Origin of the sequence: Mediterraneibacter catenae, from assembly GCF_008691045.1 — a bacterium.
GTDB classification, from domain to species: domain Bacteria; phylum Bacillota; class Clostridia; order Lachnospirales; family Lachnospiraceae; genus Mediterraneibacter; species Mediterraneibacter ornithocaccae.
In genome coordinates this window covers 67,838-79,496 of the sequence record NZ_VMSO01000013.1, presented here as the reverse complement: position 1 = coordinate 79,496, position 11,659 = coordinate 67,838, and the positions used below count along the sequence as shown (strand labels likewise).

The 11,659-nt window shown below is 39.9% G+C and carries 10 protein-coding genes; 2 read left to right on the top strand and 8 right to left on the bottom strand.

Annotated features, from left to right (window positions below; translation table 11 throughout):
- Both FNY66_RS10635 and FNY66_RS10630 read left to right on the top strand, forming a co-directional pair.
- Window positions 1-702, top strand: a 702-nt coding sequence (locus FNY66_RS10635) for a Mu transposase C-terminal domain-containing protein (RefSeq protein ID WP_150311128.1), incomplete at its 5' end; no start/stop codon positions are given.
- Window positions 695-1,513 carry an ExeA family protein gene (locus FNY66_RS10630; RefSeq protein WP_150311127.1) on the top strand — a complete coding sequence of 273 codons (819 nt, stop codon included), beginning with the start codon at window positions 695-697 and terminating at the stop codon, window positions 1,511-1,513. The genes FNY66_RS10635 and FNY66_RS10630, both read left to right, overlap by 8 nt.
- 102 nt (window positions 1,514-1,615) lie before the next feature.
- On the opposite strand, the gene FNY66_RS10625 is transcribed toward FNY66_RS10630, so the two are convergent.
- The 8 genes from FNY66_RS10625 to FNY66_RS10590 all read right to left on the bottom strand — a co-directional run bounded on the left by FNY66_RS10625 (window position 1,616) and on the right by FNY66_RS10590 (window position 11,630).
- Window positions 1,616-3,628, bottom strand: coding sequence for a sialate O-acetylesterase (locus tag FNY66_RS10625; protein ID WP_087151503.1), 2,013 nt, complete (start codon window positions 3,626-3,628; stop codon window positions 1,616-1,618).
- A 58-nt stretch (window positions 3,629-3,686) separates the two neighbouring features.
- Window positions 3,687-4,784 (bottom strand): UDP-galactopyranose mutase, encoded by a 1,098-nt coding sequence (gene glf / locus FNY66_RS10620; RefSeq protein WP_087151504.1) that lies wholly within the window; start codon window positions 4,782-4,784, stop codon window positions 3,687-3,689.
- Window positions 4,785-4,866: 82 nt separating this feature from the next.
- The gene (locus FNY66_RS10615; protein ID WP_087151505.1) at window positions 4,867-5,967 is read right to left on the bottom strand and encodes an acyltransferase; all 1,101 of its coding nucleotides are present in this window, start codon (window positions 5,965-5,967) and stop codon (window positions 4,867-4,869) included.
- Complete coding sequence (locus FNY66_RS10610) at window positions 5,964-6,908, bottom strand: glycosyltransferase family 2 protein (RefSeq protein WP_087151506.1); 945 nt, start codon at window positions 6,906-6,908, stop codon at window positions 5,964-5,966. The genes FNY66_RS10615 and FNY66_RS10610 overlap by 4 nt, the downstream gene beginning before the upstream one ends.
- Window positions 6,909-6,922: 14 nt before the next feature.
- A complete protein-coding gene (locus FNY66_RS10605) occupies window positions 6,923-8,050 on the bottom strand; it encodes a glycosyltransferase (RefSeq protein WP_150311126.1) in 1,128 nt (375 codons plus the stop codon).
- A 36-nt stretch (window positions 8,051-8,086) separates the two neighbouring features.
- The gene (locus FNY66_RS10600) at window positions 8,087-9,286 is read right to left on the bottom strand and encodes a glycosyltransferase (RefSeq protein WP_087151508.1); all 1,200 of its coding nucleotides are present in this window, start codon (window positions 9,284-9,286) and stop codon (window positions 8,087-8,089) included.
- 29 nt (window positions 9,287-9,315) lie between these two features.
- Window positions 9,316-10,482, bottom strand: coding sequence for a nucleotide sugar dehydrogenase (locus FNY66_RS10595; protein WP_150311125.1), 1,167 nt, complete (start codon window positions 10,480-10,482; stop codon window positions 9,316-9,318).
- 110 nt (window positions 10,483-10,592) lie between these two features.
- On the bottom strand, window positions 10,593-11,630 hold the full coding sequence (locus tag FNY66_RS10590; RefSeq protein WP_150311124.1) for a glycosyltransferase: 1,038 nt from the start codon (window positions 11,628-11,630) through the stop codon (window positions 10,593-10,595).
- Window positions 11,631-11,659: the final 29 nt, after the last annotated feature.

Here is an 11,659-nt window from a genome sequence, read left to right as displayed (position 1 = left end):
ATCGCCAGACAGATCAGGCTCTCTCTTTCAAGACTGGGGATCCGGGTTCTCCATGCAAGACCGCGGAGCGGCAAAAGCAAAGGGAAGATTGAAAAGTTCCATCAGGTAGTGGATATGTTTAACCGGGAGGCAAAACTAAAAAACATCAAAACCCTGGAAGAGCTGAACCGACTGTGGGCCGTGTTCCTTGATGCGTACTATCATCAAAAGCCCCATGAAGGGATCAGCGAATACTACGAAAGCCTTGGTGCGGCAGTCCCGGAATCAGGGATCACTCCCCTTCAGGAATGGAACCGTGACAGCCGTCCCCTGACCTATCTGGATGTCTCTGTTGTATCCGAAGCATTTCTGCACCATGAGACACGTAAAGTGGACAAGGGCGCCTGTATCAGTTTCAGGGGCAGAAAGTATGAAACGAAACCGGCCCTGATCGGATATAAGGTTGAGATCTCCTATGATCCTGCAGCTCCCGAAACCATTACGGTAAGTTATCCAGGATACGAGCCGTTTACCGCACAGCCGGTCAGGATTGGCGAGTTCTGTGATAAGAACCCAACACTTCCTGCTGCGATGCAGGAACAGACTCCGACAACCTCGCGCTTCCTTGATGCACTGGAAAAGAAACATTCGGAATCGACGCGTCAGCGGGCAGATGCGATTTCGTTTGCTTCTTACCGGAAGGAGGCGGATCACAATGTATGAATCATTTTTCGGAATGACCAATACACCTTTTGGACGTGACATCCCAGCAGAAAGACTCTTCGAGTCTGACGCTTTCCGTGAAACACTTGGCAGGCTCTGTTATGTAGCAGACCGGCAGATGTTTGCGGTCGTAACAGCGGATCCCGGCTGTGGGAAATCCACTCTGATCCGCAGGTTTTATTCGGAACTTCCGAAGGAAGAATATATCATCCTGTATCTTTCTGATTCCAAGCTGACCCCACGGTGGTTTTATAAGGGGATGCTGGACCAGCTGGGGCTGGAAGCACGGTTTTACCGCGGCGATTCCAAACGTCAGCTCCAACAGCAGATCGAGATCATCCACGGTGTCCAGCATAAAAAAGTGGTATGCGTTCTGGATGAGGCGCACCTGCTGGAGAAAGAAACACTGGAGGAATTCCGTTTCCTTCTGAACTACAAGTTCGATTCTGTAAGTCCCATGGCCGTCGTGCTCGTAGGGCAGACAGAACTGTGGGATAACAAGCTGAAACTTCAACGGTACGCAGCAATCCGCCAGCGGATCGATATGTACTGTACACTCCCGCATCTGGACCGGGCAGAAACGGAGAAATATGTCAAAAGCCACATGGACTACGCGGAGTGCAGCCAGGAAATCTTTACTGCCAAAGCAATGGACGAGATCCATAAGGCTTCAGCCGGGATTCCGAGAATGATCAACCGGGTATGCGAAAAATCACTTATGTATGCGTTCCAACAGCAAAAGCGGCTCGTCGATGATTATATGGTCAAGTATGTAGTGGAACACGAAATGCTTGGGACCGTAACCGGATAGAGAAGGTGCCGTCCGGATTCCGGACGGCCCATACACCGGGCATCCTGGCGACAACAAACATAGCAGCTTAAAGACAATTCATGAGAGCAGTTTGATGACAGCTCATGAAATCAGCAACACTTTGCCATTGCGGAGATACCACCAGCCATTACTATTCTGGGCAAAACCGTTATATGTAAAATCTATTTTACCGTTCTCTACATACCACCAGCCGTTTTTATTGGACACAACGCCAACATAATCTTTTTGTACATATCCGTTTTTCAAATACCACCATGTACCTCTGTAATTGAACAGACCAGAATAATCCCCCGCCACTGCGGTCATGTCCGAACCATCCGTAACGTTAATCTGCAGCTTCGACAGTACTTCGCCCTTGGCACCATAAGCATAAATTGTAGCATTGCCCCGTTCTCTTGCAGTAACTGTCCCCGTCTTTTCGTTAAACGATACCGCCGTTCCTTCTGTATAGTAACGGACTTCTTTCGCGCAGTATGAAGGATTAGCTACAGGCACTATGGTTTTTTCTTCTCCTTTGTCGATTGTCAATCTGGTAACATTTTTCCCTTTTCTGTCATGCCATGATATATCAATCGTATCTTCAGCCGTCCCATATAATGCTTTATACATCCCTTCGGCCGCGGTGATTCCATTTTCATTATGTGCGATTTGAGAATAATGTAAGTCGTAATGCACTTGAGATACCGAAACCGGAAGTTTCGGATCAGCGTCCTGCATGGGATAGGACAAGTTTCCTCCCGGATAAGCATTAGAAAAATATTTTTCTGTTTGCTTGTCTGTAATCCATTGTTCATTCACATTACTCACAATATATACGTTCTGCATGTCCCTGCTGTTACCTGCCGCGTACTGCGCTGTCCGAGGTCCTGACATACTGATATCGTCAGAATTTTTACGTGATCCTTCATCAGAACGCACCATAATAATGCCTAATGCATCCAGTGATAAATTCTGACTCATAGCATCATACATTGTTGTAAAACAATTATAATACCATTCTGCGGATTTATTTTTGTCAGTTTCCCCTTGCAGCCAGAAAAACAGATTCTGTCCTGACGTATAATGTCCTGCTTCTATTTCCGCCATATACGTTTTTCTGACCTGACGGGCAACTGCTGTTGTCCTTTCATAACATACCCCGCCCGGTATCCAAGAATTAATTGACGTTCCATGCCAGGCTGTATTTACAATCCAGACTTTATCTCCCGTCAGTTTGTTCCACTCATATGCCAGTCCACTGTCCGGGCCGGTTTTGCCGTCACCGTCTGCCGTCAGAATATTTAACGGATATTCCAGTTCCTTACCGGAAATACTCACATCATCAGTCAAGGATCCTGTTACAAAATCTGCGGAATTGTCTTTCGTACAGTACTTTGAAAAAGAAATTCCGGCAATAGAATTTGACAGAGGATTTGTCGGTGCATAGGTTGAATACACTGTCCCTTCTTTACATGTTACAGATTCTTCCCGGAGATAGCCTGTATTTGAAGAGCATATACCCTCTGCATTGCTTTGTCCCGCCAGGTATATAAGAGTCAGTTTTGCAGGCTTTACAGTTACATTAATACGAATGGCATCTATTGCCCGGTCGGTATTCTCATCTCCTGCTGTTCCATTCAAAATAGACCGGGCTAATTCCAGTTCTTTCTCTGGAACAAGAATTATTTCTGCGTTTCCTACCCCTGTAGCAACAATATCTGTCCCGCTGTTTTTATCTTCAGCAACTACAGCTGTATCTGCCTTTCCAGTATTATAACCTGCAGTAACTTGTGTGGAATAAACATTTTTAGTTTCAATAGAAGCAATATGCCAGTCTTTTTTTATTTTATTCAATGAATATCTGTCGTCATACTCTAATGACAAATCCATATCTGTTATATTCCACCGGCTTGGTACTGTCTTCTGGTTGTCAACAGATTCTCTGAACTGTTCCTCTTCATTGTCATTCTGATTTTCTGAAGACTGCTTCAAACTATCCGATTTATCAACTACCTGTGATTTTAACGGATACATCAGCAGCACAAAACACGCCAGCGCAACAATCCCAATTATTATTCTATTTACATTACGCCTTTCTTTCTTTTCTGAACTCATTCTGTCACCCTATTCACCAAAAAGGGAGCTGTACTCATGCTCCCAATCATAAATCATATTATAAAGTCTCCAGACGGTTTAAGGCCGCTGCAATTACCTTATCCATATCGTAATACTTATAATCTCCTAATCTGCCGCCGAAAACTACATTCTTCTCTTTTTCCGCCAGTTTTTTATACTCTTGGAAAAGCCGGTTATTTTTCTCGTCATTCACTGGATAATATGGCTCCATTCCCACACTCCACTCGGAAGAATACTCCCTGGAAATTACAGTTTTTTCCTGCTTTCCAAACTCGAAGTGCTTATGCTCGATAATACGGGTAAACGGAACCTCCCGGTCTGTATAATTAACCACAGCATTCCCCTGATAATTTTCACAATCAAGGACTTCTGTTTCAAATCGTACAGAACGATACTCAAGCGCACCTAATTTATATTCAAAATATTCATCAATCTGACCTGTAAAAATAATCTTTTCTGCAATATCAGGATTTTCTTTTTTAAATTCAAAGAAATCAACACCCGTATTTACGTCTGCCCCTGCCAGCATTTTTTCTATAATCGGGGTGTAACCGCCAATTGGAATGCCCTGATATCTGTCATTAAAATAATTATTATCGTACATAAAACGGCATGGCAGTCTTTTAATAATAAATGCAGGAAGTTCAGTGCATTTCCTTCCCCACTGTTTCTCAGTATAACCTTTTACAAGTTTCTCATAAATATCTTTTCCAACTAAAAACAGAGCCTGTTCTTCCAGATTCTTCGGTTCTGTTATACCGGTCTCCCGCCTCTGTTTTTCTATAATATCTCTTGCCTCCTGCGGTGTGCGGATTCCCCACATTTTGCTGAATGTATTCATATTAAACGGCATGTTGTAAAGCTCGTCCTTATAAACAGCAACCGGAGAATTGATGTAGTTGTTAAACTCTGCGAACTGATTGATATAGTCCCACACTTTTTTATCTGAAGTATGGAAAATATGCGCACCATATTTGTGGACATGAATACTTTCCATGTCCTGACAGTAAATATTTCCTGCTATGTGATCTCTGCGGTCGATTACAAGACATTTCTTTCCCCGTTTACCTAGTTCATATGCCATAACGGCACCGTAAAGTCCGGCTCCCACGATAAGATAATCATATTTTTTCATTTTCAACCTTTCTTTCCGCACTGTATTTCATACAGGCTTTCATCCAAATTTTCTTTCTTATTTTATACAGGCTATTATCCGTTTACTTAATATAAAACAGTATTTTTCCGGCTTTTTTCCATTTTAGCATAAATGGAAGCAGAATTATTATGCTTATACCTAAACTTGCCACGAACAATATAATAATTTTGAGCATTTCATTAAGACCATCCATGGGTAAATAGGAAGAGCATAAAAGCCTGACTGGGTTATGCAATAGATAAATTCCAAAAGTACTTTTAGCCAGATTCGTAACTACCGGGTAATTACTATTTTTTAAATATTTTCCCAACCTTCGGAAAATCTCAAACAGCACAAGACCCATTACAAAAATCGGCGCACTAGTATACCAGAGTAAGTCATCCCATGTATAAAACTGATGCTGATAAATATAATACTGCCCGATAGTATTTATAAAGAGGCAAAATACCATTGCCAATAATAAATACATTGCTTTTATTTTCTTTAATAATCCTTTCCGTCCAATAAAAAAACCTACTACAAAATAAAGCCCATAAACTCCACCTCCAAATGCTGTATTAATCTTAAGGGCGATTCTATGAACCCCCAATACATCTTCATTCAGAAATACGGTCAGCGTAGGAATGATCACACTTCCAAATGCGACTAATAATAGTGGAATTATATAGTACTTAATCTGTCCATATTGTTGAAATATTTTTGACAGAAAGGGCACAAATATATAAAGCCCTATAATCATTGGCATATACCACATATGCGACAGAGGCGAATCATCAAGAAAAAGCATTTGCTTTAGCAGGTCAGTAAACGAAAATTCTCTTCTATATACTGCAACAGCAAAAAAATAGTTTAATATCGCCCAGATTTCAGTAGTGACAATCAACGGCAGCACTGATTTTTTGTAGAAAGAGAATACATCTTTTTCCCTGTTCAAAAGAAGAGTACCGGAAATTGCAAGAAATAAAGGAACTCCCAGCCTTCCAATCGTAAAAAGCGTATTTTCTACTATCCAGGGTACAAAGTCTATCCGCTCATTTCCAGATACAACTGTCCCATAGTAGTTTTCTACAGCGTGGCAGCATATCACACATAAAATTGCAAATATTCTGGCATAATCAAGCCACGCCTCTCTCTTTTTCTGCATCACGGCTGCCCCGCTCATAAAGCTCTGTACTCCTTGTATTCTTTCTTATTGTAAAAATAATCTTCATTTTTGTCAGAAATACCAAGATCCTCAAACCATTCCGCCTTCATTTTTCTGATCAGCATTGATTTTGTAGGTTCTGCCAAGGTCCGGATATTCCACAAAGAAAAATGCAGCGCATAGTTTATATAATCTTTTTCAACTTCCCGATAAAGACCTTCGGAAACCATTCTCTCCCGCAAAGCTGTCAGGGCATCGTAAAAACAATGCCATGAGTTTTCTCTCGTCTTGGATAAAGAATCCTTTGCATCTCTTCTCTGATGAGCCAGAACCTTTTTTACGACAGAAATACGCTTTGCAATTGCAACCGCACTAAAAACAAAAAGGAGATCATTGCTTGTCCTCTGCTCCTGAAACAGCAGATGATTCTGCAGGACGAACTCTCTGTTGTATAGTTTATCCCACGCCCATCCAACAAACACTTTAAAAATATTATCTGTCATCTGCCGATGGTTGAACGGTGTATACGGCGGAATTTCTTTTTCCCGTAAAGTCCACGGTACTTCCGCATACCGGTTTTCCTCGGTATAATACTGGTCTGATTTAAAAACCACAAAATCTGCTCTATCCTCTTCCGCTTTATTAAAGGCAAGCTCCAACATATCCGGCTCAAAGAAATCATCAGAATCCAGAAAAGAAAGATATTTTCCTTTCGCAACTGACAATCCATTATTTCTTGCGGCGCCTGCCCCCTTATTCGGCTGTGTGATTACTTTTACACGCTCATCCTTTTCCGCATATTCTTCGAGAATCTGTTTTGAACTGTCTGTAGAGCTGTCATCTACACAAATAACTTCGATGTTTTTTAATGTCTGGCCAGTTATACTGTCCAGGCACTGTCTTAAATAATTTTCAACATTGTAAACAGGTACAATTACCGATACCAAAATATCTTCCATTTCTCACGCCTCAATTATTTATTCTTCTTTAAACCGCGTTTAATTGATCTGGGCAGAAGCATAAGCGCTTTTCCCACTTTAAAAGTCGTCGATTTCCTCACTTCACTGAGTTCTTTCTCAAGTTTCCTTACTTTTGCAGCTTCCGATGTTCCTTCAAACAAAGCATATTTCTGATAATAGCCTTCCGGATCCTTAATGAGAAGCCCTAATCGTTCCTGTGTTCTCGGAGTGAATACATTCATATCAATTTCATCCAATTCGACAGCCCTCTTCATTTCTTTGCTTATTCTTTCAACATATTCCCGCTTAAATTCATCACTTATTCTTCCTATTGTAAATATATAGCTGAAATAACGTTTATAATTATAGTAATATTTAAACCGATCCCATAATTCCTCATTTCCTTTCTGCATAAAGATATCGCGTATAAAATCATACTCGACATTCATGCAGTAAACCTTCTGCTTATTATTGACAGAAGAATTAGGATTGTCTCTTCTGTTCATATAATAAGGTTTATCTAAAAACATGCACCGCTTCGCATACATAAACGTCTGCCAGAAAAAACCGTTATCCTGAAACGAGGCTCCCGGAGTCGTATTATGACGGATATGATATTTTTCAATATACTCTCTCCTATAAATCCCGCTCCACGTATTCATGATGAATTTAGTAATATATGGTTTTTCAAACGGACTGATCACCTGATTATAATTCTCGCCTGTAGAATCCAGATGGTTATAAATCAACTCCATATTACCGTTTTCACAGTTTCTTGTAAAACGGTAAAAATCCGCTTTCACAAAATCCAGATCATTCTCTTTTGCTGTATTATACAGATCCTCATACATATTCAGCGGGACAAAGTCGTCAGGCTCAACGATTCCGATATATTCTCCGGATGCTTTGTCAAGACCGATGTTCATTCCAACTCCATACCCTTCATTCTCTTTATCAACAAGAACAATACGAGGATCTTTGTCTGCATATTCTTTTAAAATCTCCAGGGATCCGTCTGTAGATCCATCATTAATGCAGATTATCTCGATATCTTTTAATGTCTGACGTGTTACGCTATCCATACATTCCCTAAGATAATCTTCCACATTATAGGTGGGTATAATAATTGATACTTTCGGCATTTTTTCTCCTCTCTATCTGTAGCTTTTTCGATCGTTTTAATCACTGCTTTTTTTCAATATTTTTTTCAATTTTCTCGGAACCCATGTCACAGTCTTTCCTACTCTAAACGAATAGGACTGTTTGATCTGATCAAGCTTCCTTTTATTTTCATTTAATTCCTTTTTTAAAGATTCTCTCTCTTTATTAAAACTTTCTGACAATTTGTTTATTTCAGTTTCCAAATCCTCGATTTTTTCCTGCTGTGCTTTTATCTGGATACTGTATTCCTTAATTTTTTTAGCCCTTTCTTTCAAAGAAACCATTTGCTGCCATGCTTGCATATCAACTGCAAATTTGAAATTACTCTCTTCTTCAAAACCACCTATGATCTGATTTTTTTCTTCTTCAGTTTCCTTGTAAAAGAGTCTTGCAGCTAATTCCATCATCACTCCTACTCTTTGAAAATAAAAATGAACAAATGGCTGATCATTTATATCAATATATTTTTGAGCAAAATCAAGCAATATCTGTGTTCCGCTATAATATCCGTAAATGCCTTTTGATTTCTGGCTCACAGTCATGATGGAATTTTCTCTGACTCTGCGCATATATCCCTGCAAATTAATGTAGGCCGACCGCTGTGCCAGAGTTATACATTCCAATGTAAAAACTTCATCCTCATGTATTATATTTTCATAAAATTTGAGTTCATGTTTTCTCAAAAAGCTCCTACGCAGTATTTGCATACACGCGCTCGGTTTGAAATCCCAATTCGACTGAAGTGCACAAAACAGTTCTTTTCCGGTAAGAGTATCTGTATAATTCTTTTTCCGCTTATAGTAATCAATATAATTGGAATTCTTTTTCTTAACATCCTCACTTTCAAAAAATGGAGCCGCGTCAAAAAACAATTGATCAAGCGCTTCCTTTTCTGCCTTTTGATACAGGCAGTCTAAAACATCTTTAGAAGAAAGGCGATCATCACTGTCCAGAAATAGAACGTACCTTCCTTCTGCCACAGCCAGTCCGGCATTTCTCGCCGATGACAATCCTCCATTTGGCTTATCCAGAATCGTAATACGATTATCTTTTTCTGCATACTCCGAAAGGATGTTGCGAGAGCCGTCTCTCGACCCGTCATTTACACAAATAAGTTCAATTTCCTGCAGTGATTGGTCAACAACGGAATCCAGACATTCTGGAAGGTATTTTTCTACATTATATACAGGTATAATTACAGAAAGTTTCTTTTCCATGCATTTTCCCTCAAAATTTAACTTTACTCTCAGTCTTTGTGATAGATATCTCTTGTATATACTTTCTCCTTAACTGCCTTTAATCTGTCATCCATACGGTTTGCAACAATAACATCCGCGCGCTGAGTAAATTCATCGAAATTACGAATCACTTTAGAGTGGAAAAATTCATCATCCCTTAAAGCAGGCTCAAATACAATAACCTCAATTCCTTTTGCCTTAATTCTCTTCATAATCCCCTGAATAGAAGACTGCCTGAAATTATCCGAATCTGTCTTCATAGTCAGTCGATAGATACCAACAACCGACGGCTTTCTCTTCAGGATCATATTTGCAATATGGTCTTTTCTGGTCGTATTTGCATCCACAATTGCACGAATAATATTATTCGGCACTTTTTCATAGTTAGCAAGCAGCTGTTTTGTGTCTTTCGGCAGACAGTATCCGCCATATCCAAAGGAAGGGTTATTATAATGTGTGCCGATTCTGGGATCCAGCCCCACACCTTCAATAATCTGCTTCGTATTCAGGCCCCTGACCTCTGCATAAGTATCAAGTTCATTAAAGTAAGCTACCCTGAGTGCAAGATATGTGTTTGCAAATAATTTTATTGCCTCTGCTTCCGTGGAACCGGTAAAGAGAGTCGGAATATCTTCTTTTATAGCCCCTTCTTTAAGCAAATCAGCAAACTTTCTTGCACGTTCACTTTCCTCACCAACTACAATTCTCGAAGGATACAGATTATCATACAGAGCCTTCCCTTCTCTGAGGAATTCCGGAGAAAACATTATATTTTCGGTATTATACTTTTCCTTCACTTCTTTCGTATAGCCGACCGGTACTGTGGATTTTATAACCATAACCGCGTTCGGATTAACTGCCAGTACCCGTTCGATGACTGACTCCACACTTGAAGTATCGAAATAGTTTAATTCAGGATCGTAATTTGTCGGTGTGGCAATAATAACAAATTCTGCATTCTCATATGCCTTGGCATCATCTGTGGTAGCAGTCAGATTCAACGGTTTCTCCGCCAAATATTCCTGAATCTCCTTATCTATAATCGGAGATTTTTTACTATTTATCATATCCACCTTTTCTTGAATGATATCAAACGCATACACCTCATTATGCTGCGCCAGAATAATAGCATTTGATAATCCAACATAACCTGTTCCAGCAATTGTAATCTTCATTTTTATACTTCCTTTCGTAAAAATTCCTGATATTGAGTCAATATCTCAATATTAACACATCTCTACATCCTTTACAACCTGCACGGATTTTCGAATCGATCATAAATCCTCTATAGTCTTTTCTTAATTCTTCTCATTATTTTTCCTGCCGGACTCTCAGCCAAAACCACATATTTCCAATAATATACTGTTGGCTTTTGGATAAGGAGACTTATCTTCTTTCTAGTATTTGGAGTAAAAACTTTGAAATCGAGCTCATCCTGCGACCTGGCTCTTTTAAATTCTCTGCTGATCCGCTCCACATACCCGCGCTTAAATTCTTTGCTGATCCTGCCCAGGGTAAAAAGATAACTGAAGTAACGCTTGTAATTGAAATAATATTTAAAACGATCCCAGAGTTTCTCATTCTCTTTCTGCATAAAGATGTCCCTGATGAAGTCATATTCGATATTCATGCAGTAAACCTTTTCTTTATTTTTCACAGAAGAATTCGGGTTATCCCGTCGATTCATGTAATATGGTCTGTCCAGAAACATACATCTTTTTGCATACATAAAAGTCTGCCAGAAAAAACCGTTGTCCTGAAATGCCGCCCCCGGCGTAGTATTATGCCGGATGTGATGTTCTTCAATGAACTGCCTGCGGTAGATACCGCTCCATGTATTCATAATGAATTTTGTAACGTATGGCTTTTCGAAAGGGCTGATCACCTGATTGTAATTTTCACCCGACGGATCCAGCCGGTTATAGACCAGATTCAGTTCTCCGGTTCTGCTGTCTCTTGTAAAGCGATAAAAGTCTGCTTTTACAAAATCAAGCTCATTATCTTTTGCTATATTATATAAGTCTTCATACATAGTAAGAGGAACAAAATCATCCGGCTCTACAATACCGATATATTCACCTGAAGCAATATCCATCCCGGTATTCATTCCCACGCCGTAACCTTCATTTTTTTTATCTATCAGAATGACCCTTTCATCCCGATCGGCATACTCGCGGAGAATTTTCAAAGATCCGTCTGTAGAGCCGTCATTGATACAGATAATCTCTATGTCGCTCAAAGTCTGGTTTATAACGCTCTCCATACATTCGCGAAGATAATTTTCCACGTTATATGTTGGTATTACAATTGATACTTTCGGCATAGTAGTCCTTTCTGTTCAGAGCCTCTTTT

Excerpts from the sequence above, each read along its gene's own strand:
- FNY66_RS10615 (WP_087151505.1), bottom strand. The coding sequence starts at position 5,967 with ATGAGCGGGGCAGCCGTGATGCAGAAAAAGAGAGAGGCGTGGCTTGAT.
- FNY66_RS10595 (WP_150311125.1), bottom strand. The coding sequence starts at position 10,482 with ATGAAGATTACAATTGCTGGAACAGGTTATGTTGGATTATCAAATGCT.
- glf (WP_087151504.1), bottom strand. The coding sequence starts at position 4,784 with ATGAAAAAATATGATTATCTTATCGTGGGAGCCGGACTTTACGGTGCC.
- FNY66_RS10610 (WP_087151506.1), bottom strand. The coding sequence starts at position 6,908 with ATGGAAGATATTTTGGTATCGGTAATTGTACCTGTTTACAATGTTGAA.
- FNY66_RS10600 (WP_087151508.1), bottom strand. The coding sequence starts at position 9,286 with ATGGAAAAGAAACTTTCTGTAATTATACCTGTATATAATGTAGAAAAA.
- FNY66_RS10625 (WP_087151503.1), bottom strand. The coding sequence starts at position 3,628 with ATGAGTTCAGAAAAGAAAGAAAGGCGTAATGTAAATAGAATAATAATT.
- FNY66_RS10630 (WP_150311127.1), top strand. The coding sequence starts at position 695 with ATGTATGAATCATTTTTCGGAATGACCAATACACCTTTTGGACGTGAC.
- FNY66_RS10590 (WP_150311124.1), bottom strand. The coding sequence starts at position 11,630 with ATGCCGAAAGTATCAATTGTAATACCAACATATAACGTGGAAAATTAT.
- FNY66_RS10605 (WP_150311126.1), bottom strand. The coding sequence starts at position 8,050 with ATGCCGAAAGTATCAATTATTATACCCACCTATAATGTGGAAGATTAT.